The following is a 23,911-nucleotide window of genomic DNA, read 5'->3' as shown; positions in this document are numbered from 1 at the left end:
ATGTCAGTACCTTTGCTTTTCAGCAAGCTTGTGACGCATCATTACTGTGATATGAGATACATGATAATAAAATAAAGGCATCAATTTTGATGTTTATACATTAGCTCGTCTTGACTTCAAGGGAGCGTCCATATATGTCAGCCTCCATTTTACGAAACTTTTCACTGACTTTTCGGCAGTTTTTACGCCCGCCATTTTGCCAACATTGTAATTGGTGCCCAAACTCCCACGCAGGGACTATATGTTCCCATTCAATTCGTTTCGCGCGTGCATTTTCTTTACCAGAGCGAGTGATTTCGTTACGTGGTATGTACCCGCAGACGCTCGGGTCGGGCACCAGTTTTTTTCCTTGGCGTTTAATATCACACCCGCAATATAAGCTTTTAGCATTTTCGGGTAAGGTTTTAATAAGGTATTTTTTGGCGCTAGAAAAGTTTGAAAATTGTTCTGCAGACGCCGTAAAGCATAACAACAGGCATAAAGTTGCTGATAAAAGTAAACGCATATCCATCACATAAGTGAACTACTGGAAACACTATTGTAAAACGCAGAGCTGAAAAGAAAAAGAGCACGCGCCAAAAGTAAACTATAGTCATTAATAAATACAGTCTATGGGAGTTGAACAATGCGGTTGGGTGCGTTTTCTGTGAGTTTAAATGTACAAGATATCCATGCTTCAAAGCTATTTTACGAGAAGTTGGGGTTTACTCAGTTTGCGGGTGAGATAGAGCATAATTGGTTGATTATGAAAAACGGTGAACATTTAATTGGTTTGTTTCAGGGGATGTTTGATAAAACCATGCTGACTTTTAACCCCGGCTGGGACCAAAGTGCGAGACCTTTAAGTGAGTTTAGTGCTTATGATGAACTAGAGGCGCACTTTAAACAACAGGGGCTGGCGGTACAAAAGGTCGGTGATGCCAGTTTTATTGTCACCGACCCTGATGGTAACCCTATTTTGATTGATCAGCACGTGTAATCGGTTTACGGCGTCTGATACGGACATTTTGTAGTAATAAAATAATGCCCGTAATACAAAATAATACGCTACTTGCGGCAAAGCTAATTAGTAATGGGTTGTTGAAATTTTCTCGTTCATCATAATCCATGATATGCAGCATCCAGAAAAAGTCAAAAATGCGCCACAAAGTGCTACGAACAGTAATGACTTTACCGGAGTCGCCTTCTAAATAAACGGTTGTATTTAACCAATCGTTATAGCTCACTTGCCACACATTGGAGCGGTGACCGACTTCTCTCGCTCCTTTTTCTAGTAACTGCGCACCCGCGACATCCGCCTTGATGAGTAAGTGTGCATTGGCATTGGCAATAATTTCAGTTTTAGTTGGTGTGCTCATAGCACGACCTGATTGACCGTCAAAGTTAAACACGCCTTTATTAGTCGTCACTTCGATGATGGGAGTGGTTAAAAAATGACGGTATTGAATGCTATCAATTTGCTGAAATTGTTTGGTTATTTGGTCAAGAGAAGCGGGGTAATCATGCAAGGTAAATGGATTATCTAAGCTACGATTGGCTAAATGTTTACCATGTACTTTTTGAAGGGGTATTGAGCTCATTACTAAGCCCCCTAATAACCAAAAAAAGAGTTGTATGGCGAGTAAGTAACCCAGCCACTTATGCCCTTTACGGGCATATTTAAATACGCGCTTATTCATTGATTACCTCTTATTATTTTTTTATTGGGCAGCGGTATAGACAGAGCGACTCAACGCTCTTGCAGCATTTACTGTATTCTAAATTTGGTTTATGTACAAAACTGAGTTAAAGTTTCAGAGATATCAATAGAGGGTAAAAACGAGAGTATGTCGGAAATTCAATTTTTAAATGTAGATCTGGAACTTGAATCAAAACACGATATGAGTGCGCTGGTAGCTGATTTAAAGAAAAACGCCATGGTTTTACATTACGACCAAGATGAATACCGTCAATTAGCACGTATTGAAGCCGCGGCTGATATCGGCACACCAGATAAAGCTATCAACCAATTATGTGAACTTATAGAGTCGTGCTCACGCAATGCATTAAAGCAATGGTTGTCTTGCTCAAAGCGTACTTTTGATATTGGGTTTGAGTCGGGTGACTCACCTAAATGTTTTAATCAAGCCCTGCACGCAGACACCTTATTACGTATTTCAGCGATTGGCGCAGGGCTCGAAATTACTATTTATCCTGTTGAGCGTTAATCACTAACGCTTGACTACCGCTGCGGTCATTCGTGATACGCAGCATAGTTCACCTGCCGCATTCGTTATTTTAATTTCCCATACAGATGTTCGCTTACCTAAGTGCAGTGGCTTTGCCGTGGCTGTTAAGAGGCCTTTTCGAGAGGCTTTAATGTGATTGGCATTTATTTCTTGGCCAACAGCATAATATGCGGTGAAGTCGACCACAAAATTGGCTGCATAACTTGCTACAGTCTCTGCTAAAACAACATTAGCACCACCATGGACCATCCCCATAGGGTTATGATGCTCTGGAATAGCGGGCATAGTGGCCACTAAATAATCGTCGCCGATTTCGGTTATTTCAATGCCCATTGTTTTCATTAATGTGCCTTGCCCAGTAATACCCTGTTCGAGTTCTTTACATAATTCGAGGGTGAATGGTTGATACCAAATGCTCATTGTGTTTCCTTCGCAAACTAACTTCTTAAGTGAAATATCGGTATACAATATGGTATCTATCCCCACCGTTCAATGCTTGTTTTTTATCATGAGAGGAAGGGGAATTTAAATTTGCGATTTTCAGATAACTGTATATACTCACAGTTAAATGTACTGTATGGAAAACCAGTTGTATGCGCCCATTAACAAAACGCCAATCGCAAATTTTAGAACTTATTAAAGTATTTATTAAAGACACTGGTATGCCACCTACGCGTGCTGAAATAGCGCAAACATTGGGATTTAAAAGTGCCAATGCCGCTGAAGAGCATCTAAAAGCACTGGCAAAAAAAGGCATGATTAAAATGAAGCCTGGAGCAAGCCGAGGCATTCAATTAGTCGAAGAAGACGAGCCAGAACAGCTTGGCTTACCACTGATTGGGCGTGTTGCCGCGGGTGAACCTATTTTGGCGCAAGAGCATGTAGAAAGCCATTGTCAGGTTGACCCTGCATTGTTTAAACCCGCTGCAGACTTCTTATTGCGAGTTAACGGCATGAGTATGAAAGACATTGGCATCATGGATGGTGACTTACTGGCAGTACACAAAACGCAAGTTGCAGAAAATGGCCAAGTTGTTGTGGCACGTGTCGATGACGATGTGACTGTAAAACGTTTAGAAAAAGCAGGACGTAAAGTATTTTTGCATGCTGAAAATGAAGAGTTTGCCCCGATTGAAGTGGACTTAGAGCATGAGTCATTTAATATTGAAGGCTTAGCTGTTGGGGTTATTCGCAACGCTGATTGGATGTAGCTTTTTATATTACGCGTTAATCGTTACAAGCAGAGTAATTTCTTTATCTGCTTTGCTAAACTTTTTTGAAACAACGCACCAAATTGATTCAATTTGGTGCGTTGTTTGTTTTTGACCGTTTACCTAAGATTTGTTAACCCTTACTTTCTACATAAAGCCTTATACGGCGCAGTTTTCCTTTCTTTTTAAGTTTTTATACTTGCCTTAAGTATTAATTAACGCGCTGATTATAGTTGTTATTTTTGCACCAAAATAAACATTTATTACCACAAAAACTTGCTTATTGCTCATTTTTTAACTAATTGGTTAAGTACATTGTATTAACACCTATTTACGAAAAAGACACACAACAAATGTGTAAGGGGGTTAAACAATGAGTGTGTCGTTCATTGCGTCGTGATGATACACAGACCCAAGCTGTTTGCAGATGACACATCAACCATCGATTGGTTTGGGTATTTAAACAATAAAAAAAACGAATGGGCACCAGCTGTAACGCCTTTTCGCTTTGCGTCTTGCAATAGCAATAAAAGGAGCTGTCACATGGGTAAACTGCGTTACACCTTGTGGCTTATATTGGTAGCACTTCCGCAACTTGCTTTGGCAAATAGCCAATTCAATATGCGTAAAGGTGTCACTGATATAAGTAATAATGTTTATGAATTACATATGACGATATTTATTATTTGTTGTGTGATTGGCATCATCGTATTTGCGGTGATGTTTTGGGCTTTGATACATCATCGTAAGTCTAAAGGAGCAAAGCCTGCCCAATTCCATGAAAGCACGAAGGTTGAGATACTTTGGACTGCAATTCCATTTGTGATCTTAATCGCTATGGCGATCCCTGCCACCAAAACGCTTATTGCCATGGAAGATGCTTCAAAAGCAGATATTACAGTCAAAGTAACAGGGTCGCAGTGGAAGTGGCACTATGAATACATGGGAGAAGATATTGCTTTCTATTCGATTTTAGCGACACCGAAAGATCAAATAGATAATCAAGCCGAAAAAACAGAGCACTACCTACTCGAAGTCGACAAACCTCTGGTGTTACCAATCAACAAAAAAGTACGTTTTTTAATGACCTCTGATGATGTAATACATTCTTGGTGGGTTCCTGATTTTGCCGTGAAAAAAGATGCCAATCCCGGCTTTATAAATGAAGCATGGACACGCATTAACGAGCCCGGTATGTACCGCGGTCAATGCGCAGAGTTATGTGGTAAAGACCATGGTTTTATGCCGGTGGTTGTTGAGGCATTGCCAGAAGATGAGTTTGCGACTTGGCTTGCAGACGCAAAACAAGCGAAAGAACAAGCCGCTGCTGCAGATGCCGCATTACTTGATCAAACTCTTTCGAAAGATGAATTAGTTGTTTTAGGCGAACAAGTCTATATGGCCAGCTGCGCAGCCTGCCATCAGCCCACTGGCATGGGATTGCCGGGTGTATTTCCAGCCTTAAAAGGCAGCCCAATCGTGTTGGGCGATGTGAACGATCATATTGATATTGTTTTACATGGTAAGCCAGGTACAGCGATGCAAGCGTTTGATAAACAGCTTTCAATAAAACAACTTGCAGCAGTCATCACTTATAAACGCAATGCGTGGGGTAACAATACCGGTGATGTCATTCAACCGAGTCAGATTCAAGCAGCAATTGATGCAGCAGCGGAGGCGAACTAATGAGTAACGTTATTAATGAGCAAGCCACTGAGCATGCGCATCACGACCACCATCATCCAGCGAAAGGTTTCAAGCGTTGGTTATATACAACCAACCATAAAGACATAGGTAGTTTGTACCTGATCTTCTCGTTGACGATGTTTTTAATTGGCGGCGCCATGGCTATGGTGATCCGTGCTGAATTATTCCAACCTGGTTTACAATTGGTTGATCCTCACTTTTTTAACCAAATGACCACAGTACATGGGTTGATCATGGTATTTGGGGCTGTGATGCCCGCCTTTACAGGGCTTGCAAACTGGATGGTACCTATGATGATAGGTGCGCCAGATATGGCCTTACCACGAATGAACAACTGGAGCTTTTGGATTTTACCTTTTGCCTTCCTTATTTTATTGGCATCGCTGCTTATGCCCGGTGGTGGTCCCGCTTTTGGTTGGACGTTCTATGCACCGCTTTCAACGACTTACAGTAACGATAATACCGCGCTGTTTGTGTTTGCAGTGCATATTATGGGTATTAGCTCAATTATGGGCGCTATCAATGTCATTGTGACAATTGTAAACCTTAGAGCGCCGGGTATGACATGGATGAAACTGCCTCTATTTGTATGGACGTGGCTGATCACGGCTTTCTTACTGATTGCTGTTATGCCCGTGCTGGCAGGTGCCGTGACAATGGTATTGACCGATAAGTACTTTGCGACCAGCTTTTTTGATGCTGCTGGTGGCGGAGATCCGGTGATGTTCCAGCATATTTTCTGGTTCTTTGGTCACCCTGAAGTCTACATTATGATCTTACCGGCGTTCGGTATTATCTCAACGATTGTGCCGACCTTTTCGCGCAAAAAATTATTCGGCTATGCGTCCATGGTGTATGCAACCTCATCAATAGCACTCTTAAGCTTTATTGTTTGGGCACACCACATGTTTACGACAGGTATGCCGGTTGCTGGCGAATTGTTCTTTATGTACGCGACGATGCTGATTTCGGTGCCAACTGGGGTAAAAGTGTTTAACTGGGTGGCAACAATGTGGCGAGGCTCTATTAGCTTTGAAATACCCATGATGTTTGCAATCGCCTTTATTGTGTTATTTACGTTAGGTGGTTTTTCGGGGCTTATGCTTGCTATTACACCGGCCGATTTTCAGTATCATGACACCTACTTTGTGGTTGCCCACTTCCATTATGTATTAGTTACAGGTGCTGTGTTCTCCATTATGGCTGGGGCCTATTATTGGCTGCCGAAGTGGACGGGCAATATGTATAACGAGACCTTGGCTAAATGGCACTTTTGGTTATCGCTTGTAAGCGTTAACGTGCTGTTTTTCCCAATGCACTTTGTGGGGCTTGCAGGTATGCCCCGCCGTATTCCAGATTACGCACTTCAATTTGCTGATTTCAATGCCATCATCAGTATCGGTGGGTTTGCGTTTGGTTTATCGCAACTGCTGTTTGTTTTAGTGGTCTTTAAGTGTGCCAGAGGCGGCGAAAAAGCCCCCGCTAAAGTATGGGATGGCGCTGAAGGATTGGAGTGGGAAGTTGACTCACCAGCACCGTATCACACCTTTGAGACGCCACCGGAGATTAAGTAATGAATCACGCACCTTTGCTTAAAAAGCTGTTGTTAGCATGTTTAGCTATGTTTGCATTTGCCTTCGCATTGGTGCCGCTTTATGACGTGTTTTGTGATGTTACGGGCCTCAATGGTAAACCCTCACTTGAACAAGCCAAAGTCAGTGAGCATGTAAATACTGAACGTCAGGTTGATGTGAGTTTTACAACTCATGCGCAAAGTGGCGCCCCATTCAAAGTGGAGTCTGAGCAGTACAGCGTCGCTGTGCAGCCAGGCGCCATGCGAGAAGTTAAGTTTAGTGCTAAAAATACCAGTAATACTGACAAGGTAATGCAAGCTATCCCAAGTGTTTCACCCGGTAAAGCAGCAAAGTATCTACATAAAATTGCTTGTTTTTGTTTTGATCAACAGCCGTTAAAAGCAGGAGAAGAAGTGGAATTCACTTTACTGTTTTATGTTGATACTGAACTACCCGATGACGTGGAAGAGCTAACATTGTCGTACACCGTGTTTGATATTAGCGGGCAAGTTGTGGCCAAGAACGATTAAGCCGCCAAGCTAATTGCTAATTAGGAGCAAACAAAATGAATCAAAATTACGAAAAATATTATGTGCCAGCCGAGAGTCCTTGGCCAATTGTTGGGGCTGTCGCAATGTTTTTAATTGCAGTAGGCGCAGGCCTCACTGTAATGCAAGTAAACGGCGAAGGAAGCAGTGGTCAGTTCGTCTTATATCTTGGTATTGCGATCCTCATATATATGGTTTTTAGTTGGTTTAAAAACGTGATTGAAGAGTCGCACAAAGGCTTATATTCAGCACAAATGGATCGCTCATTCAGACAAGGTATGAGTTGGTTTATTTTTTCTGAAGTGATGTTTTTTATGGCGTTCTTTGGGGCATTATTTTACGCCCGCATGATCTCGGTACCTTGGTTAGGTGGTGCGGGGAATAATGCCATGACCAACGAGGTACTTTGGCCTTCATTTGAGGCCGTATGGCCATTGTTGACAACCCCTGCGGGAGAGACAACACAAGCAATGGGTTGGCAAGGCTTACCGCTGATTAATACCCTTATTCTATTAACTTCATCGGTCACTATCCACTTTGCGCATGTTGCCATAGAAAACAATAAGCGGGGGGCACTCAAAACGTTCTTATCACTCACTGTGTTGCTTGGTGTGGTGTTTTTGGCTCTGCAAGTTTATGAGTATATGCATGCATACCAAGACTTGGGTCTAACCCTTGATGCGGGAGTGTATGGCAATACCTTCTTTTTGCTGACCGGCTTTCACGGCATGCATGTGACCTTAGGGACAATTATTTTATTTGTGGTACTGCTGCGAATTTTTAAAGGTCACTTTACCAGTGAAAAGCATTTTGCCTTTCAAGCTGCGGCTTGGTACTGGCACTTTGTTGACGTGGTGTGGTTGTGTTTATTTGTATTTGTGTACGTGCTGTAGCGTTATGAATTGGCGATGGGTTAGTGTGAATAAAGCCCAGTTTTAATGCCGCAATAATGATGATCAGTACCATGGCAGAGAAAAACACTCGTCGACCTAAATAGTGAGACATCGGTCGCGAGTGTTGCTTAGTAGACATCATCACAAATAGCGCCCGAAACAGATTAAACACGATATATAACAATAACAGTGTAATGATGATTTTTATCATTTTAGGTTTCCTAGATGCAGTTGATTTTAAGGCGTAAACAAAAGCTTAGCTCAATTATTGCAATTTGCGTTGTGTCACTTGCGGTGCTGGTGTGTTTACGGCTGAGTGTGTGGCAGTATCAACGTGGTGAGCAAAAACAACAGCAATTAAGCCAGCTTGAGCAGTCAGAACAGCAAGGTGTAATGGACTGGCAGGCATTTCAATTATTACCTAATCAGGTTGATAAAACAGGTTTAAAGCTGACTTTGCATGGGCTCATCAATACGCAGCGTTATTGGCTGTTAGATAATCAGATTTACCAAGGACAAGTAGGATACGACCTACTTGCTGCTGTAAAAATTAATGATGATATAGCGCCTGTCATTGTTAATTTCGGCTGGTTGAAGGCACCGATTGATCGTAGTCAACTCCCCACCGTAAATTGGCCTCAACCTTCACACATATCTACCACAGTGCAACTCAAACAAGGTCAGCTGCAAGGCTTTACGCTAGCAGATGAAATTGGCGCTGAAGCTGGCTGGCCTAAGCGTATTCAAGCAATTGATTTAGACATTTTTAGTCGTCAACTAGCGCAACCTCTGCAACCGTTTTTAGCCTACCGCCTTGCAGCTGATGACATAGCGACTCCTCATTACGAAAGTGTAGTGATGGGGCCAGACAAGCATTATGCCTACGCTGTGCAGTGGCTGCTCATTGGTGCGGCCTGTGTTGTTATAGCTTATTTTGCGATGAGAAGGAGACGTAATGAAAGTTAATCCACTTAGTTTATTTGCTCTATGTTGCTTTGTGCCACTGGCGTTAGCGTATACAGCATTGAAACTTGATTGGCTGCCCAGCGGTTCAAGTAATTACGGGGAGCTGTTAGAAACAGAAGTAAAGCTTGCAAATTGGCAGCAGGGCGATCCGAAACCATGGACGATTGCGCTTAACTACCCAAAAAGCTGTCACTCGGTTTGTGAAGCCCAGTTAGCCAGCTTAGACAACCTTCATATTGCCTTGGGTAAGAATCAGCAAAAGGTTGATGTTGCCGTTCTTACAAATCAGCAAGATATAGCCACTAGTTGGCGACAATTAGATGAAAACTCAGCGCTTAAAGCGGGAGATTTATATTTGGTCGATCATATGGGCTTGGTGGTACTGCACTATCCTTACACTGATGAGCCAGAACAAAACAGATTAATTCAAAAAGGGTTACTGAAAGATCTAAAAAAACTACTTAATTATGCGCGTTCAAGTTAAAGCTCAGTAAGGATGCAAAAGATGTATAAAAATTATAAATATTTAGTCTTAATTACGTGTTTTATGTCGGTGTTAGTCGTTGGACTGGGGGCTTATACACGGCTCAGTGATGCAGGTTTAGGCTGCCCGGACTGGCCCGGTTGCTATGGGTTTTTAACGGTGCCAAAGCACGAAACAGCATTACTACATGTTGAACAAAACTACCCAGATATGATGTTTGAAGCGGCAAAAGCGTGGAAAGAAATGATCCATCGTTATTTTGCCGGTGCGCTTGGGTTATTTATTTTGGCTTTGTTTGTTTTGGCTTGGTTAAAACGCCAATACCCAACTACCCCAGTTAAGTTAACGTTACTGCTCCTTTTGTTAGTGGTATTTCAAGCCGCGCTAGGTATGTGGACCGTTACCATGAACTTACAACCATTAGTGGTGATGGGGCATTTGCTTGGGGGATTCAGTATTTTGTCTTTAGTGTTCTTGTTGTACTTGAGGCTAACCACAAAACCCATTGTGGGTGGGGATGCAGGAGCTCGGCCATATTACCGATTAGCCTTGATTGGCTTAGTCGTCCTGATACTTCAGATTGCCTTAGGAGGGTGGCTTGCGGCTAATTATGCGGCACCGCACTGCAATGGGTTGCCATTGTGCAGTTATGCTCAACCTTTCTCGTTAAAGAGCGTTTTTCAACTGCCACTTGAACACAGTACTTATGAATATGGTGTTTTATCGCAGCAGGCACGTATGTCTATTCACTTATTACACCGTATTTGGGCCCTTGTTACCTGTGTTGTATTGGCACTCATTATGTGGCGTATCTATTCGCACTCTTATTCTCGAAAAATAAAGCATTGCACGGTCACCGTGTTAATAGCCTTACTGTGTCAAATCTGTTTAGGCCTTGCGGTTGTTCATTGGCATTTCCCTTTAAGCGTAGCGCTTGCTCATAACTTAATGGCAGCCATGTTGTTATTAACAATGGTTAGACTATGTTTCCACTTAAAAGCAAGAACTTAGGAGGCGATAATGGCCTTAACATTACGTACTGAAAAATCAATATTTTCTCATGGTCATGCGTTGTTAAAAGACTATCTTGCGATTAGCAAATTTAAAGTCGTTGCGATGCTTGTTCTCACCGCATGGGTTGGTTTAGCACTTGCTCCTGATATGGGGCGAGGTCTTTTTGTTCAATTGGCAAGTTTGTTGGGTATAGGTTTACTCTCAGCCGCTGCTGCGGTGATTAATCATGTTGTTGATAGTGAAATTGATAGCAAGATGGCGCGTACTCGCCACCGTCCTGTCGCTAAGGGGCGTTTGAGCAAGCAACATGCTTTAAGTTTTGCAGCTGCTATTGGTACTGCAGGCTTTATGATGTTGATCATTTGGGCAAACACCTTAACGGCGATACTGACACTTTTTGCGTTAGTGGGTTATGCATTTATTTACACTTCTTTTTTAAAGCGTGCCACACCCCAAAATATTGTTATAGGGGGGCTGGCCGGTGCTATGCCACCCTTATTAGGGTGGGTGTCTGAAACGGGTCATATGGCGGCAGCGCCTTGGCTACTTGTTATGATTATTTTTACCTGGACTCCGCCTCACTTCTGGGCGTTAGCGATTGCGCGTAAAAGTGACTATGAGCGCGCAAAAATTCCGATGTTACCCGTTACTCATGGTATCGAATTTTGTAAAACATGTGTGGTCGCTTACTCTGTTTTACTGGCATTGGTGTGTGTATTACCTTATTTAATTGGTATGTCAGGGGGCATATACTTAATGGCGGCAAGTGCGTTAAATGCCATTTTCGTTTATAAAGCATTAAAGCTAAAACTGGGTGGGAAAGATGATACCGCGATGGACTTATTTCGTTTTTCAATTGTGCATTTAATGCTACTCTTTATCGCCTTATTTATTGATAAATGGTTGCTTTTATGACGCGTTTTTTAGTGGCACTTTGTTTGGGAGTGGTGTTTTTTTTAACGGGCTGTAGCCCCGAAAAATCACCTCCCGATGTGGATGCGCTGGTGTATCAGCAAGCCAAGCCTGTTAAGTCATTTACATTGATTGATCAGCATGGCGACACCGCCGATAATAGTCGCTTCAAAGGTCATTGGAATTTAGTCTTTTTAGGTTACACAAGTTGCCCTGATATTTGCCCAATGACGTTGGCTAAATTGACCAGTGTGCAACAGCAGCTGAGCCAAGATTACACGGTACAAGTGTGGTTTGTAGCGGTTGATCCAAAACGAGATACCACCGCAAAACGCAAAGCCTATATTGATTATTTTAACCCTGATTTTTTAGCCGTATCAGGCCCTCATAAACAGCTCTTTCCCTTTGTTAGAGATTTAGGGCTCATTTACGCGATTAATGACAGTGATGAGCAAGAATATGCTGTTGATCACAGTGCGTCAGTCGTGATGGTTGACCCCGATGGCGCGGTACGCGCAATTTTCAAGCCCGAGTTTAAACAGGGCAATGTTCCGCTTATTAACGCCAGTACGTTAACAGAAGAGTTTAAAAAAATTGCAGATTATTATCACTAAGTATCTGTATAGACAAGTGTGATTATTTTCGAGGGAGCGATTGCTCCCTTTTTTGATTTCAACATGTAAGCTACTAAAAAATTTTACAATTTTTTAATTCAATTAATGGCAATTTTAATAACTCGGTCTAAGCTTTTGTTATGAATTGTTTTAAGCAGGGAAAGTGCCAGTAATGTTGAAGCTTCCTACTGAATTAGCCATCACTCAAGTCGAATCACTACATCAAGATTTGTTGCAAGAGTTGTCAGCAAACGATGATATTTGCCTTGATATTAGTGAGGTGACTCGTGCCGATACGGCCTCAATTCAGCTGTTATGTTCATTACAAAAGCATTTGCTTTCAGTCCAACACAAAATTATTTGGGTAGGCGAAAGCAAGCCGTTGCAAGAGGCAATAAATAGTTTGGGCTTAAGTCATTATCTTGTACTTGAGAATACCAATTAAGAGGTTTTTATGAAAAGAATTTTAGCTGTTGATGACTCTGCATCTATGCGACAAATGGTAGGTTTTACGCTAAAAAAAGCAGGCTTTGAAGTCACGGAAGCAAAAGATGGCAGTGAGGCGTTGAACATAGCTAAACAGCAAGGTTTCGATGCCGTTATATCCGATGTGAATATGCCAGTGATGGATGGTATTACGCTCATACGTGAATTACGTAGTTTACCAAACTATAAATTTACCCCTTTATTGATGCTAACGACCGAGTCTGGCCTTGATAAAAAATCCGAAGGAAAAGCAGCGGGGGCAACGGGATGGATTGTTAAACCATTTAATCCTGAGCAATTGTTAGCGGTTTTAAAAAAAGTGATTCGCTAACAATAGGAGCGGGGCATGAGTATAGATCTAAGCCAATTTTATGAAGTGTTTTTCGAAGAAAGCTTTGAAGGACTGGATGCTATGGAGGCTGAGTTATTAAACTTAGTTCCGGGCGAAGAAGACTCAGAAACAATCAACACTATTTTTCGTGCCGCGCATTCTATTAAAGGGGGCAGTGGTACATTTGGCTTTAATTCTGTTGCTGATTTTACCCATGTTTTAGAAACGCTGTTAGACCAAATTCGGGAAGGTTCACGAGATTTAACGGCTGAACATGTAAACTTATTACTAAAATCAGTAGATTGTTTACGAGCTTTACTTAGAGCATTGCAAGCAGAGCAGCAACCCGACTTAACCGAAGCGGATGAACTGCGAATCAAATTCGAAGAAATACTCGGTATGCGTGCGGCAAGTAAAGTGGCAGAGCCTGTGCAGGAGCCACTCAGCGAAAACAGTATTAATACTTTCCAAATCGATTTTAAACCACATCATCACTTATTTAAAACCGGCAATGAACCGCTGTACATGATCAGTGAATTAGCTGAGTTAGGTGACTTAGAAACTCAAGCGTTTCAAGATGCTGTTCCTGATATTACCGACCTCGCCCCCGAAGATTGCTTTTTGTCGTGGCGTTTTTTCTTAACCACAGAAAAAGACCAGAGTTGTATCGAAGAAATTTTCGAATGGGTTGAGGATGACGCCGATATTACGATTACCTTATGCGGCGGTTTATTTGGTGATGAAGTCGCTGTGAGCGCGGCGCCATCAACGCAGGTTGAAACTGACAACAAAAATGAAAAAGCAGCCACCAAGCCCGATGCCGAAGTAAAGAAAGTCTCTGCTGTAAAATCAACAACAACCAACACCGAATCCACCTCAATCCGTGTTGGTATTGATAAAGTTGACTCCTTAATCAACATGGTTGGTGAGTTAGTCATCACGCAAGCTATGCTGACTCAATTAGGTGAGCAAGAAATTACTGAAGCCACGATTGCATCGTTGCAAGAGGGGCTGGCTCAACTGGCACATAACACCCGCGATTTACAAGAAAGTGTTATGCGTATCAGAATGTTGCCTATTAGTTTTGTGTTCAGTCGTTTTCCTCGTTTAGTCCGCGATATTTCGCAAAAACTAGACAAACAAGTCGAACTGAAACTACTTGGTGAGCAAACTGAGTTAGATAAAACGGTGATGGAGAAGATTTCTGACCCGATGGTGCATTTGGTTAGAAACTCGCTTGATCATGGCCTTGAAACGGTCGATAAACGTGTTGCTGCCGGTAAAAATCCGGTTGGTACCGTGACGCTTAATGCCTTTCATCAAGGTGGCAATATTGTCATTGAAATTATGGATGACGGACAAGGCCTCAATACCACCAAAATTCGCGAAAAAGCCATTAAAAATGGCTTGATATCAGAAGCCGACGATCTGTCTGATAATGAAGTTAACGAACTAATTTTCTTACCCGGCTTTTCAACGGCTGACCAAGTGAGCGACTTGTCGGGTCGCGGTGTTGGTATGGATGTGGTTAGACGAAATATTGAAGCCTTGAGTGGTTCCGTTGAAGTGTCGTCTGCCCCAGGTGTTGGTTCAACGTTCACCATTCGCTTACCACTCACGCTGGCTATATTAGATGGTCAACTTGTTCGTGTGGCTGAGCATACCTACATTATTCCACTTATTTCGATTATTGAATCGTTGCAAATCGATATCACGAAGGTCAGTCGAGTTGGAAAAGATTTGGATGTGTTGCGGCTACGCGATGAATACATCCCGATTTTACGTCTATACAGTATTTTTAATCATCAAGGTGCGATTGAAACACTGGATAAAACCTTACTGGTGGTGGTGGAAAGTGACAACCAAAAAATTGGTTTATTGGTTGATGACTTATTATCCCAGCAACAGGTTGTTATTAAGAGCTTAGAGGCGAATTATCAAAAGGTCGATGGCGTCTCAGGGGCAACAATCTTAGGGGATGGCCGCGTTTCACTCATTGTTGATATTAGTGGCTTAATTAAGTTATCAGGGCTTAGAAAGCCCGGCAGTCAAGAGCTAATAATAGAGTCAAAAGCTAACTTGGAGGCGTCATGATTGCAGCACACGATGACCTACATAATAAGCTGAATATTGAGCAAGACCAAGATGTTAAACAGTTTCTAACCTTCTTTATGGCTGAAGAAGAGTACGGTGTAGATATTTTAACTGTGCAAGAAATACGCAGTTGGGAAGAAATAACGGTTATTCCAAACTCACCCGATTTCGTCAAGGGGGTGATCAACTTACGTGGCACGATAGTGCCTATTGTTGATTTGCGGTTGCGATTTGGTATTCCGGCTATTGAGTATGGGCCACTCACAGTGGTGATTGTACTGAAAGTAGAGTTAGAGAACGCAAGTAAAATTATAGGCATCGTTGTTGATGCTGTTTCGGATGTCTATAGCATTGCTGAGCATGAGGCAAAAGCAGTGCCACATCTATCTGACTCAGATAACGCACAGTACGTTGCGGGGTTAGTAAATGTGGGTGAAAAAATGGTCGCGTTACTCGACCTACAAAAAACAATGGACATTTAATTGGGTAGATTAACAAGAAGGTGAAGGGTATGGGATGGTTTAGCAGTCCTAAAAATGTTGAGTCAAATAATGATTTGGTTGTTGCAGCATTAAATAAATCGCTTGCAGTGATTGAGTTTCAACCGTCTGGGTCGATCATTACTGCCAATGCAAATTTTTTAAATGCCATGGGCTATCGGCTAGAAGAAGTTCAGGGTCAACATCATTCAATGTTTATTGCAGAAGAAGATGCACAAAGTCCCGAATACCAACAGTTTTGGCAGCGCTTGCGCAGCGGTGAATTTATTTCGGATGAATTTAAACGGTTCGGTAAAAACGGCAAAGAAATTTGGATCCAAGCAACCTATAACCCAATTATTGATAGCAATGGTAGCGTAGTCAAAGTGATTAAATTCGCCAGCGATATCACTGCACAGAAGGAGCTTGAAAAACAATCTAAACGTGATGCTGACCTGTCAAATGCACTGCGTGTATGCCAAGCAAATGTGATGATGGCTAACAATGATTTAGAAATAGTGTTTGTAAATGAGCAAGTGAAGCAAATGCTCAAAGCACGTGAAGCCGCATTGAAAACAGTGCTGCCTAGCTTTTCTGTTGAAAATTTAATTGGCACCTGTGTTGATGATTTTCATAAGCATCCTTCACATCAACGTGAATTACTAAAGAATTTATCTGAACCCTATAAAACGACGCTGCGCTTAGCGGGTCTTATTTTTAGCTTGATTGCAACCCCTTGGGTTAATTCGTCGGGTAAGCGTTTAGGGACAATTGTTGAATGGCAAGATATCACTGACAGTGTCAATAAAGCAGAAGCCGAAAAGCGTGAAGCTGAAGAGAATCTACGCGTACGTCGCGCGCTTGACCGCGTAGGCACTAACACCATGATTGCCGATGCGAATAACGACATCATCTATATGAACGAAGCGGTGCTCAATATGATGAAAGTGGCAGAGAGCGATCTTCGTAAAGACCTGCCTAACTTTAACAGCAGTAATTTACTCGGTCAGAATATTGATGTGTTCCATAAAAACCCTGCACATCAACGTAATTTATTATCAAAACTGAGTGATACCTACAGCACTGAGATTCAAGTAGGTGGACGTACTTTTGGTTTGGTAGCTAACCCTATTTTTACCCCTGAAAACGAACGAATTGGAACGGTTGTTGAGTGGGAAGATAGAACCGCAGAAGTTGCTATCGAGAAAGAAATCGCCGGTCTGGTAACCGCTGCAGGTAAAGGTGATTTAGAGGCACGAGTTGAAATTGCGGGTAAAACAGGCTTCTTCTTACGTTTAGCGCAGGGTCTAAATAGCTTAGTGGGTATTGTAGATGATGCCGTAAAAGACACTGCCAATATGCTTGATGCTATGGCTAATGGTGATTTATCTAAGCGTATTGAACAAGAGTACCAAGGTTCATTTGATAAATTAAAACGCGATGCGAATGCCACGGCTGATAAGTTAACGGAGGTTATTAACCGCATAAATACATCAGCGACACTGGTGGCCAGTGGTGCAGAAGAAATCTCGCAAGGCAATGCAGACTTAAGTCAACGTACTGAAGAGCAGGCATCTTCGCTTGAAGAAACAGCATCAAGTATGGAAGAGATGACCAGTACAGTTCGTCAAAATGCCGATAATGCAAAAGAGGTTAACGAGCTTGCCGAAGAGACTCGTAGCAAGGCACAAAAAGGAGGTGAGGTTGTCAACCGTGCCGTAACGAGTATGTCGGCTATTAATGAATCGAGTAAGAAGATAGCAGATATCATCAGTGTAATTGATGAAATTACCTTCCAAACTAATCTACTTGCATTAAATGCCGCGGTAGAGGCTGCACGTGCTGGTGAACAAGGGCGTGGCTTTGCGGTTGTTGCGGGTGAAGTGCGTAATCTTGCACAGCGCTCAGCTGCTGCGGCAAAAGAAATTAAAGAGCTTATTCGCGACAGTGTCGGCAAAGTTGAAGATGGCACATTATTGGTGAATGAATCAGGTTCAACGTTACAAGAAATTGTCACAGCGGTACAACGCGTAACGGCCATGATTTCGGATATTGCGCAGGCATCGGAAGAGCAAAGCTCAGGTATTGAGCAAGTAAATAAAGCCATTGCACAAATGGATGAAATGACACAGCAAAATGCGGCGCTTGTTGAGCAGGCATCTGCAGCAGGTGAATCAATGGCAGAACAAGCCAATGATATGCGCCGCTTGCTTAACTTCTTCTCGCTATCGAATCAAGAGGAAACAGACATCACAAGCAGAGTGACAGCGTCACCGATTAAACAATCGAGCCCGTCTGGGCGCTCAGCTCCCAAAGGAAATAACTTTGTTGATCCAGGCGATGAGTGGGAAGAGTTTTAATACGCTTGCCGTTTCACCATAGTGAATGTCAATGGTGTGAACTAACACAGCTTATTGAGCAAAAAGACACGGCAAGGTGACCAAGGTAAGGGGACCATGAGTAACCGCTTACCTGCAGTGGGTTACCTTACGTATCGGTGCAATCATGCTTAACACGCTTATGATCGTCTCGCTGTTTTTACCCGCGGGACTGATTAACCACTTAAGTTAATGGTTTGACTATAATGCGCGCACTCTTTGAGGCTAGTGGGTCCAGACATGAAAGAGTTTTTACTGACAGACAGTGATTTCAAAAACATTTCGTCACAGGTATATGATGCTTGCGGTATTGTGCTTGCTGAACATAAACGAGAAATGGTGTATTCACGCCTAGCAAGGCGTATACGGCTTCATAAGCTTAAAAGCTTTAAAGAGTACTTAGATTACTTAGAAGAGCATAAAGAGCATGAGTTTAGCGAGTTTATTAATGCAATTACCACCAACCTAACCTCTTTCTTTCGTGAGCCTCATCACTTTAGTTACTTAAAAAATACCATTGTACCTAAGCTGCTCGTTTCTAATGCGAAGAGCAAGCGAGTACGTGTTTGGTCGGCTGGGTGCTCTACAGGTGAAGAGCCTTACACAATTGCAATGACCCTAAGTGATTTATTTCCAAAAGATTGGGATGTGAAAATACTGGCCACCGATCTTGACTCTAATGTGCTTTCGAAAGCACAAGCAGGCACTTACACGGCTGCGAATGTAAATGGCTTAGAAGACAGTCAGCTTAAACGTTGGTTTCTAAAAAGCCACGATGGACAGCTTTATAAAGTGAAACCAGCGCTACAAAAAAACATTTTTTTTAAGCGCTTAAACTTACTGCAAAGTTGGCCAATGAAAGGTCCTTTTGATATGATTTTTTGTCGCAATGTGGTGATTTACTTTGATAAGTCGACCAAAGATACACTCTTTCGACGCTATTATGAGTTACTTAGTAACTCAGGCCATTTATTTTTGGGGCACTCAGAGACACTCGGCAAAGATCACAGAGAATTTAAGAATTTAGGCCAAACGATCTACCAAAAGGTGGTCTATGAACACTCATTATAAAGCAGTTTTACCAGGGTTTGAGCATGTAAAACGCTTTTGGGATAACCGCAGGCAAAAGGTGATAGCGAAAGTATTGCCGGGTGAATTCTATGTTTCAAAATCGGATGAACTCATCACCACGGTGTTAGGGTCTTGTATTGCAGCGTGTATCTACGATGATGGGTTAGGCATTGGTGGCATGAATCACTTTATGTTACCGATTGAAAAAGGCGTTGATCCCGCCAATGCGCATAGTCTTAATTGCCGTTATGGCAACTGGGCTATGGAGTACTTGATCAATGAAATTCTGAAAAATGGTGCCTCAAAACGAAACTTAAAAGTAAAGTTATTCGGCGGGGGTAAAATTATTCGTTCCATGACAGATATCGGGGTGGGTAATATTCGTTTTGCAAATGCTTATGTACTTGAAGAGGGTTTAGATTTAGTATCTCACGATGTAGGTGGACCTTGGCCTCGTAAGATCATCTTTGATCCGCAAACGGGAAAAGCACAGGTGAAAAAGCTACGTGAACTACATACAGATAAACTTGAAGAACGTGAAGTTAAATACTTACACGAAATTGAGCAACAAGATGCAAAAACGGATATTGAGCTATTTTAGGAGAGCATATGATCAAAGTCCTTATTGTTGATGATTCTCCTTTGATACGCGGATTGCTTAAAGAGATTCTTGAGCAAGCAGATGATATTCACGTTGTGGGGTCTGCAGAAGACCCCTACGAAGCGAGAGAACAAATAAAACGCCTCAACCCTGACGTGTTAACGCTTGATATTGAAATGCCCAAAATGGATGGTTTAAGTTTTCTTAAAAACTTAATGCGTCTACGGCCTATGCCGGTGGTAATGATATCAACATTAACACAAAAGGGATCGCCCATTACCCTCGAAGCGCTTGAAACGGGAGCGGTTGATTTTATAGCAAAACCGACTGCTAACGTGTCTCAAAGTTTGCAGCGGTATGCGCATTTATTACATCAAAAAATACGTACAGCGGCTGGTGCTCGGGTTCGCGCATTCAAGGAGCAGAGCCTAGAAGCCGATAGCGCCTTATCAACCTTACAATTTAAAGCAAATAGTGTGCTGGCGATTGGTGCTTCGACAGGTGGCACCGAGGCAATTAAAGAGGTTTTGGTGCGTATGCCTGAGCAATGTCCACCTATTGTCATTACGCAGCACATTCCGCCAGTATTTAGCACTTCGTTTGCTATGCGTATGGATCGTACCTGTAAAATTAATGTCAAAGAGGCAGAGCACGGTGATAAATTACGCCCCGGTTGGGCTTACATTGCACCGGGCGATCAACATTTAAGTATTGTAAAACAAGGTTCTGCTTTGTATTGCCAACTCGATACATCTGAATTAGTTAATCGCCATCGACCTGCAGTGGATGTATTGTTTAATTCGTTATTGGTTGCGTGTCCAAAAGCCACGATTGCCGCGTTACTCACTGGCATGGGGAGTGATGGCGCGAAAGGGTTACTGGCATTAAAACAAGCGGGTGCTTATACAATTGCTCAAGACGAGTTATCGTCAGTGGTGTGGGGCATGCCAAAAGCCGCTATCGAGCTGGATGCGGCTCATGAAATTGTGCGTCTTGATAAAATTACCGCGCAAATGCTTAAGCAGGCCGTTAAGGTGTGATCACCCAAGGCTGTGAAAACCAATAATAGCTGCCTTTTTTCTCAATCGAAGGGGCCGTACAATTAAAACGTGAACGGCCACTTTTCAATTTAGCTGGCGAGATAATTTGCACCGTGTCTTTGCTTGTCCAATTTAAGTCTGCTTGACCAATCCCCGAGACATAGCACGCAAATTGGCTTTTATGAAAGTCTTGCATATCAAATTGAATACTTAAGCTAGGTGGATTCTCGTTAGTAACACTGTCTGAGTAATTTAACGCTTTGATAGTGAAAGCCTGTGACGCTAATTTTGTCGATAATGTATCAAGTTTTGAGTAAAAGCCTGATGCAGGGAAGCGTGGTAAACGGGTAAAGTCAGAATGAATACCCACCGCACCTGAGTGTTGACCAATACCAACAAAGCCAATTGACTTAACCAGTGCTTGAAGTGAATTATTAAATTCGCCATAGGGATAGGCTACGTATTTATAGTCATGACCAATCTCTTCTTTGATACGCTTTTGTGCTGCGAGAATGTCGTTTTTAGTCCGTGCTTGCCATTGTGCGTCAGTTTCACCCTGTTGCTTTAAATGCATGTAATTATGCGTTTGGGTGTGATTACTAATAAGTGCCCCTTTTTTAGAAAGCGCTTTTAATTGCTGCCATGTCATGACATAGCTTTTACCTTCATCAATCAGTTTAGGATTAACAAAAATAGTGTAGGGGTAGCCGAACTTCTCAAGAATTGGCGCGGCTTGTTCATAATTGTTTTTATAACCATCGTCAAAGGTAATTGCGACGGTTTTATCGGTTAATTCTTTGCCAGATTGCAGTGAACTAATTAGCTCATTTAATGGCACTACAGTAAAGTGATGATCTTTTAAATACTGCATGTGTTTTATAAATGTTTCACTGCTGACACTGGTGACCGCAGGAAGGGTTTCACTCACATGATGATACTGTAAAATAACGGCGCCGTGGGCACGCATTGATAAACCTAACAGGACTGCAAAAATTACATGAAACATTTTCTTAAACGTCATAAGGCACACCATAAAAGTTTGCTGTTATTAGCCGGTCCAATGATCTTATCAAATATTACTGTCCCACTGTTAGGATTAGTTGATACTGCCGTGATTGGTCACTTAGGAAGTGCTCACTACTTGGCGGGGATAGCATTAGGCTCTACGGTTATTTCGTTACTATTTTGGCTGGCAGGCTTTTTAAGAATGAGTACGACGGGGCTGGTGGCACAAGCTTACGGTAAAAATGACCTTACTTTGCTAGGTGAACTGTTAAAGCGTAGTTTGTTGCTTGCAACTGGGGTTGCGTTGTTATTAATCGCGCTCAGCACACCAATTCAATCCTTAATGGCTTACTTGTCAAATGCCAATCAAGCTGTGTTAGAACAGGCGTATAGCTATTTTTCTGTTCGTATTTTTAGTGCGCCAGCGGCCCTGTGTAATTTGGTGCTATTAGGGTGGATGCTTGGTGTACATTATGGACGAGGTCCATTTTATTTATTATTAATTACCAATATCACAAATATTGTGCTCGATATTTACTTTGTGGTTTTTCTTAATTGGGGAGTGGCGGGCGCGGCTTGGGCCTCGCTTATTGCCGATTATATCGCATTCGGTTTTGCTGTTTTTCTGGTGTTACAACTTGCTAAAAAGCAAGGTATTAATTTGGCCGTTAAAGCATGGTTAAGCGTAGCTAAAATAGGCGAGCTGCTTAATTTAAACCGCGATATTTTCATTCGTTCACTGGCACTGCAATTGTGCTTTAGCTTTATGACTTTTTATGGCGCTAGAATCGGTGAAACAACATTAGCAGCTAATGCCGTATTGCTGAACTTTCTGATGTTGGTGAGTTTTGCTTTAGATGGTATTGCTTATGCGAGCGAAGCAAAAGTAGGCAAAGCTAAAGGGGAGCAGAGTGTTGAACAGATCAAACTTTGGGTGAATTTAAGCTTGTTCTGGGGAGGACTCTTTGCGCTCTTTTATAGTCTGATTTTTTTAGTGTTTGGTGGCGCTATTATTCGCCTTTTAACCGATGTGCCTGAGGTTGTCAGTATGGCTACACACTACTTACCTTGGGTCATTATATTGCCCATTGCGGCTATGGGGTGCTTTTTATTCGATGGTGTATTTGTTGGTTTAACACGCGCAAAAGACATGCGAAATACCATGCTAATAAGCGCGACATTTGGTTTCTTTGGGTTATTTTGGTTGGTAAGCGACTGGCAAAATCATGGATTATGGTTCGCTATGACAAGCTTTATGTTATTGCGTGGCATTACGTTATGGCTACGTTATCGCGCAATGGTTAAGCAACAACAGTTGTTAATTTGAGTGGTTATTTCCACAGGTCAGGGTCATCATCTTTAGGGGATGTACGCTTAAGCACTTGTGCGAAACGGTTCGCAAAAATACCTAAGTAGCCCCAAAATGCAAAAAACAATGCAACAGCTAAAATGACAAGCCCCACAAGCTGGAAAATTGCGGGTCCATAATAGCCGATAGCAATGAATATCACGGCTAGCACAAACAGTGCTAAGCCGCGAAGAAAGCGTTTTAGGCTTAATTTGGGGTCGCTACCTAAGCGAAAAACCCACTGCTTAAGCATCTTAAGCGCTAATTAGTAGTATGAGTGCTCACCCGGGTTGTGATCAGTAATATCTCTCACCCCTGTGATCTCATCAAATTTAGCGATCATTTCTTTTTCGATGCCTTCTTTTAACGTCACATCGATCATTGAACAACCATTACAGCCACCACCAAATTGCAGTACTGCAATACCATCGGCTGTAATTTCCACAAGGCTTACTTGGCCACCGTGGTTAGCAAGTTGCGGGTTAACTTCGGTTTCAAGCATATGTTGAACACGTTCTTGAAGCGTCGCATCGTCGGTCAGCTTACGTGCTTTTGCATTCGGTGCTTTAAGCGTTAGCTGAGTACCCATTTTGTCAGTCACAAAATCGATTTCAGCTTCTTGTAAGAATGGAGCACTTTCTGCATCAACAATGGCATCAAAACCATTAAATGGTAAACGAATGTCGCTTGCTTCAACTGCGTCTTCAGGGCAGTAAGAAACACCACACTCAGCTTGCGAAGTACCTGGGTTTACAACAAACACACGAATGTTAGTTTGTTCAGCTTGGTCTGCTAAAAGTTTAGCAAAATGAGATTGTGCAGATTCAGAAATAGAAATCATAAAACGAACTATACTTGACTAAATTACTCGGATACTGCCTATCATACTCCGCTCATCGTGTTGTCGCCAGTGTTGAGCGTAAAAAG

The 23,911-nt window shown here is 42.3% G+C and carries 27 protein-coding genes and 1 pseudogene; 21 read left to right on the top strand and 7 right to left on the bottom strand.

Annotation, left to right across the window (positions count from 1 at the left end):
* Nucleotides 1-133: 133 nt before the first annotated feature.
* A pseudogene (locus JIG41_RS16510) lies at nt 134-511 on the bottom strand (endonuclease); the annotation flags it as partial.
* A 114-nt stretch (nt 512-625) separates the two neighbouring features.
* Between JIG41_RS16510 and JIG41_RS16505 the strand changes: the two are divergent.
* Nucleotides 626-979, top strand: a complete 354-nt coding sequence (locus JIG41_RS16505) for a VOC family protein (protein ID WP_036973434.1) — start codon at nt 626-628, stop codon at nt 977-979.
* Here JIG41_RS16505 and JIG41_RS16500 read toward each other — a convergent pair.
* Nucleotides 954-1,679: a hypothetical protein gene (locus JIG41_RS16500; protein WP_065979421.1), complete on the bottom strand. Its 726-nt coding sequence runs from the start codon at nt 1,677-1,679 to the stop codon at nt 954-956. The two genes, JIG41_RS16505 and JIG41_RS16500, sit on opposite strands and share 26 nt — an antisense overlap.
* Before the next feature lie 147 nt (nt 1,680-1,826).
* Here JIG41_RS16500 and JIG41_RS16495 point away from each other — a divergent pair, with 147 nt between their 5' ends.
* On the top strand, nt 1,827-2,207 hold the full coding sequence (locus JIG41_RS16495; protein ID WP_065979420.1) for a hypothetical protein: 381 nt from the start codon (nt 1,827-1,829) through the stop codon (nt 2,205-2,207).
* A gap of 3 nt (nt 2,208-2,210) precedes the next feature.
* Here the strand turns inward: JIG41_RS16495 and JIG41_RS16490 are convergent, their stop codons facing one another.
* Nucleotides 2,211-2,648: a PaaI family thioesterase gene (locus JIG41_RS16490; protein ID WP_036973431.1), complete on the bottom strand. Its 438-nt coding sequence runs from the start codon at nt 2,646-2,648 to the stop codon at nt 2,211-2,213.
* 173 nt (nt 2,649-2,821) lie between these two features.
* On the opposite strand from JIG41_RS16490, the gene lexA reads away from it, so the two are divergent.
* From lexA to JIG41_RS16465, 5 genes are all read left to right on the top strand, one after another.
* Nucleotides 2,822-3,439 (top strand): transcriptional repressor LexA, encoded by a 618-nt coding sequence (lexA, locus tag JIG41_RS16485; protein ID WP_036973430.1) that lies wholly within the window; start codon nt 2,822-2,824, stop codon nt 3,437-3,439.
* A gap of 543 nt (nt 3,440-3,982) precedes the next feature.
* A complete protein-coding gene (gene coxB, locus JIG41_RS16480; RefSeq protein ID WP_199525105.1) occupies nt 3,983-5,125 on the top strand; it encodes a cytochrome c oxidase subunit II in 1,143 nt (380 codons plus the stop codon).
* On the top strand, nt 5,125-6,720 hold the full coding sequence (gene ctaD, locus JIG41_RS16475; protein ID WP_036973428.1) for a cytochrome c oxidase subunit I: 1,596 nt from the start codon (nt 5,125-5,127) through the stop codon (nt 6,718-6,720). The genes coxB and ctaD overlap by 1 nt, the downstream gene beginning before the upstream one ends.
* Nucleotides 6,720-7,250, top strand: a complete 531-nt coding sequence (locus JIG41_RS16470) for a cytochrome c oxidase assembly protein (RefSeq protein WP_036973427.1) — start codon at nt 6,720-6,722, stop codon at nt 7,248-7,250. Before ctaD ends, JIG41_RS16470 begins: the two co-directional genes overlap by 1 nt.
* 35 nt (nt 7,251-7,285) lie before the next feature.
* Complete coding sequence (locus JIG41_RS16465) at nt 7,286-8,161, top strand: cytochrome c oxidase subunit 3 (protein WP_199525104.1); 876 nt, start codon at nt 7,286-7,288, stop codon at nt 8,159-8,161.
* Here JIG41_RS16465 and JIG41_RS16460 read toward each other — a convergent pair.
* Nucleotides 8,061-8,372, bottom strand: a complete 312-nt coding sequence (locus JIG41_RS16460; protein WP_075594307.1) for a DUF2909 domain-containing protein — start codon at nt 8,370-8,372, stop codon at nt 8,061-8,063. The genes JIG41_RS16465 and JIG41_RS16460 overlap by 101 nt on opposite strands.
* 14 nt (nt 8,373-8,386) lie before the next feature.
* On the opposite strand from JIG41_RS16460, the gene JIG41_RS16455 reads away from it, so the two are divergent.
* The 13 genes from JIG41_RS16455 to JIG41_RS16395 all read left to right on the top strand — a co-directional run bounded on the left by JIG41_RS16455 (nt 8,387) and on the right by JIG41_RS16395 (nt 20,631).
* Complete coding sequence (locus tag JIG41_RS16455; RefSeq protein WP_199525103.1) at nt 8,387-9,127, top strand: SURF1 family protein; 741 nt, start codon at nt 8,387-8,389, stop codon at nt 9,125-9,127.
* A complete protein-coding gene (locus tag JIG41_RS16450) occupies nt 9,117-9,611 on the top strand; it encodes a hypothetical protein (RefSeq protein ID WP_036973422.1) in 495 nt (164 codons plus the stop codon). Before JIG41_RS16455 ends, JIG41_RS16450 begins: the two co-directional genes overlap by 11 nt.
* A gap of 21 nt (nt 9,612-9,632) precedes the next feature.
* Nucleotides 9,633-10,622 carry a heme A synthase gene (locus JIG41_RS16445; protein WP_036973421.1) on the top strand — a complete coding sequence of 330 codons (990 nt, stop codon included), beginning with the start codon at nt 9,633-9,635 and terminating at the stop codon, nt 10,620-10,622.
* Nucleotides 10,623-10,631: 9 nt separating this feature from the next.
* Entirely contained in the window at nt 10,632-11,540 is a 909-nt protein-coding gene (cyoE, locus tag JIG41_RS16440; RefSeq protein ID WP_036973419.1) for a heme o synthase, read from the top strand.
* Complete coding sequence (locus JIG41_RS16435; RefSeq protein WP_182395765.1) at nt 11,537-12,151, top strand: SCO family protein; 615 nt, start codon at nt 11,537-11,539, stop codon at nt 12,149-12,151. Before cyoE ends, JIG41_RS16435 begins: the two co-directional genes overlap by 4 nt.
* A gap of 172 nt (nt 12,152-12,323) precedes the next feature.
* Nucleotides 12,324-12,596, top strand: coding sequence for a lipid asymmetry maintenance protein MlaB (locus tag JIG41_RS16430; protein WP_036973417.1), 273 nt, complete (start codon nt 12,324-12,326; stop codon nt 12,594-12,596).
* Nucleotides 12,597-12,605: 9 nt separating this feature from the next.
* A complete protein-coding gene (locus JIG41_RS16425; protein WP_036973415.1) occupies nt 12,606-12,968 on the top strand; it encodes a response regulator in 363 nt (120 codons plus the stop codon).
* Between the two features lie 15 nt (nt 12,969-12,983).
* Nucleotides 12,984-15,062, top strand: a complete 2,079-nt coding sequence (locus JIG41_RS16420; protein WP_065979416.1) for a chemotaxis protein CheA — start codon at nt 12,984-12,986, stop codon at nt 15,060-15,062.
* Nucleotides 15,059-15,544, top strand: coding sequence for a chemotaxis protein CheW (locus JIG41_RS16415; protein WP_036973411.1), 486 nt, complete (start codon nt 15,059-15,061; stop codon nt 15,542-15,544). The genes JIG41_RS16420 and JIG41_RS16415 overlap by 4 nt, the downstream gene beginning before the upstream one ends.
* A gap of 29 nt (nt 15,545-15,573) precedes the next feature.
* Nucleotides 15,574-17,901 (top strand): methyl-accepting chemotaxis protein, encoded by a 2,328-nt coding sequence (locus JIG41_RS16410; RefSeq protein ID WP_199525102.1) that lies wholly within the window; start codon nt 15,574-15,576, stop codon nt 17,899-17,901.
* 258 nt (nt 17,902-18,159) lie between these two features.
* Entirely contained in the window at nt 18,160-18,990 is an 831-nt protein-coding gene (locus JIG41_RS16405) for a protein-glutamate O-methyltransferase CheR (protein WP_199525101.1), read from the top strand.
* Entirely contained in the window at nt 18,974-19,591 is a 618-nt protein-coding gene (cheD, locus tag JIG41_RS16400; protein ID WP_036973407.1) for a chemoreceptor glutamine deamidase CheD, read from the top strand. Before JIG41_RS16405 ends, cheD begins: the two co-directional genes overlap by 17 nt.
* A gap of 8 nt (nt 19,592-19,599) precedes the next feature.
* Entirely contained in the window at nt 19,600-20,631 is a 1,032-nt protein-coding gene (locus JIG41_RS16395) for a chemotaxis response regulator protein-glutamate methylesterase (protein ID WP_036973406.1), read from the top strand.
* Here the strand turns inward: JIG41_RS16395 and JIG41_RS16390 are convergent.
* The gene (locus JIG41_RS16390; protein WP_065979412.1) at nt 20,621-21,652 is read right to left on the bottom strand and encodes a polysaccharide deacetylase family protein; all 1,032 of its coding nucleotides are present in this window, start codon (nt 21,650-21,652) and stop codon (nt 20,621-20,623) included. The genes JIG41_RS16395 and JIG41_RS16390 overlap by 11 nt on opposite strands.
* On the opposite strand from JIG41_RS16390, the gene dinF reads away from it, so the two are divergent.
* The gene (gene dinF, locus JIG41_RS16385; RefSeq protein WP_199525100.1) at nt 21,629-22,963 is read left to right on the top strand and encodes an MATE family efflux transporter DinF; all 1,335 of its coding nucleotides are present in this window, start codon (nt 21,629-21,631) and stop codon (nt 22,961-22,963) included. The two genes, JIG41_RS16390 and dinF, sit on opposite strands and share 24 nt — an antisense overlap.
* 4 nt (nt 22,964-22,967) lie before the next feature.
* Here the strand turns inward: dinF and JIG41_RS16380 are convergent, their stop codons facing one another.
* Nucleotides 22,968-23,237, bottom strand: coding sequence for a hypothetical protein (locus JIG41_RS16380; RefSeq protein ID WP_036973403.1), 270 nt, complete (start codon nt 23,235-23,237; stop codon nt 22,968-22,970).
* Between the two features lie 12 nt (nt 23,238-23,249).
* Nucleotides 23,250-23,825 carry a Fe-S biogenesis protein NfuA gene (gene nfuA, locus JIG41_RS16375; protein ID WP_036973401.1) on the bottom strand — a complete coding sequence of 192 codons (576 nt, stop codon included), beginning with the start codon at nt 23,823-23,825 and terminating at the stop codon, nt 23,250-23,252.
* Between the last annotated feature and the right edge of the window lie 86 nt (nt 23,826-23,911).

The sequence above is a fragment of the Pseudoalteromonas sp. bablab_jr011 genome (assembly GCF_016464045.1).
In the GTDB taxonomy this organism is placed as follows: domain Bacteria; phylum Pseudomonadota; class Gammaproteobacteria; order Enterobacterales; family Alteromonadaceae; genus Pseudoalteromonas; species Pseudoalteromonas lipolytica.
The sequence above is the reverse complement of the archived record's forward strand: the minus strand, read 5'-3'. Positions and strand labels throughout refer to the sequence as shown.

Bases quoted from the DNA above. Each gene is read 5' to 3' on its own strand.
- JIG41_RS16500 (WP_065979421.1), bottom strand. From the start codon at position 1,679: ATGAATAAGCGCGTATTTAAATATGCCCGTAAAGGGCATAAGTGGCTG.
- JIG41_RS16490 (WP_036973431.1), bottom strand. From the start codon at position 2,648: ATGAGCATTTGGTATCAACCATTCACCCTCGAATTATGTAAAGAACTC.
- coxB (WP_199525105.1), top strand. From the start codon at position 3,983: ATGGGTAAACTGCGTTACACCTTGTGGCTTATATTGGTAGCACTTCCG.
- JIG41_RS16495 (WP_065979420.1), top strand. From the start codon at position 1,827: ATGTCGGAAATTCAATTTTTAAATGTAGATCTGGAACTTGAATCAAAA.
- JIG41_RS16470 (WP_036973427.1), top strand. From the start codon at position 6,720: ATGAATCACGCACCTTTGCTTAAAAAGCTGTTGTTAGCATGTTTAGCT.
- JIG41_RS16450 (WP_036973422.1), top strand. From the start codon at position 9,117: ATGAAAGTTAATCCACTTAGTTTATTTGCTCTATGTTGCTTTGTGCCA.
- cheD (WP_036973407.1), top strand. From the start codon at position 18,974: ATGAACACTCATTATAAAGCAGTTTTACCAGGGTTTGAGCATGTAAAA.
- lexA (WP_036973430.1), top strand. From the start codon at position 2,822: ATGCGCCCATTAACAAAACGCCAATCGCAAATTTTAGAACTTATTAAA.
- JIG41_RS16410 (WP_199525102.1), top strand. From the start codon at position 15,574: ATGGGATGGTTTAGCAGTCCTAAAAATGTTGAGTCAAATAATGATTTG.
- JIG41_RS16430 (WP_036973417.1), top strand. From the start codon at position 12,324: ATGTTGAAGCTTCCTACTGAATTAGCCATCACTCAAGTCGAATCACTA.
- JIG41_RS16455 (WP_199525103.1), top strand. From the start codon at position 8,387: ATGCAGTTGATTTTAAGGCGTAAACAAAAGCTTAGCTCAATTATTGCA.
- JIG41_RS16425 (WP_036973415.1), top strand. From the start codon at position 12,606: ATGAAAAGAATTTTAGCTGTTGATGACTCTGCATCTATGCGACAAATG.
- JIG41_RS16390 (WP_065979412.1), bottom strand. From the start codon at position 21,652: ATGACGTTTAAGAAAATGTTTCATGTAATTTTTGCAGTCCTGTTAGGT.
- dinF (WP_199525100.1), top strand. From the start codon at position 21,629: ATGAAACATTTTCTTAAACGTCATAAGGCACACCATAAAAGTTTGCTG.
- JIG41_RS16395 (WP_036973406.1), top strand. From the start codon at position 19,600: ATGATCAAAGTCCTTATTGTTGATGATTCTCCTTTGATACGCGGATTG.
- JIG41_RS16405 (WP_199525101.1), top strand. From the start codon at position 18,160: ATGAAAGAGTTTTTACTGACAGACAGTGATTTCAAAAACATTTCGTCA.
- JIG41_RS16380 (WP_036973403.1), bottom strand. From the start codon at position 23,237: ATGCTTAAGCAGTGGGTTTTTCGCTTAGGTAGCGACCCCAAATTAAGC.
- JIG41_RS16460 (WP_075594307.1), bottom strand. From the start codon at position 8,372: ATGATAAAAATCATCATTACACTGTTATTGTTATATATCGTGTTTAAT.
- cyoE (WP_036973419.1), top strand. From the start codon at position 10,632: ATGGCCTTAACATTACGTACTGAAAAATCAATATTTTCTCATGGTCAT.
- ctaD (WP_036973428.1), top strand. From the start codon at position 5,125: ATGAGTAACGTTATTAATGAGCAAGCCACTGAGCATGCGCATCACGAC.
- nfuA (WP_036973401.1), bottom strand. From the start codon at position 23,825: ATGATTTCTATTTCTGAATCTGCACAATCTCATTTTGCTAAACTTTTA.
- JIG41_RS16435 (WP_182395765.1), top strand. From the start codon at position 11,537: ATGACGCGTTTTTTAGTGGCACTTTGTTTGGGAGTGGTGTTTTTTTTA.
- JIG41_RS16420 (WP_065979416.1), top strand. From the start codon at position 12,984: ATGAGTATAGATCTAAGCCAATTTTATGAAGTGTTTTTCGAAGAAAGC.
- JIG41_RS16465 (WP_199525104.1), top strand. From the start codon at position 7,286: ATGAATCAAAATTACGAAAAATATTATGTGCCAGCCGAGAGTCCTTGG.
- JIG41_RS16445 (WP_036973421.1), top strand. From the start codon at position 9,633: ATGTATAAAAATTATAAATATTTAGTCTTAATTACGTGTTTTATGTCG.
- JIG41_RS16415 (WP_036973411.1), top strand. From the start codon at position 15,059: ATGATTGCAGCACACGATGACCTACATAATAAGCTGAATATTGAGCAA.
- JIG41_RS16505 (WP_036973434.1), top strand. From the start codon at position 626: ATGCGGTTGGGTGCGTTTTCTGTGAGTTTAAATGTACAAGATATCCAT.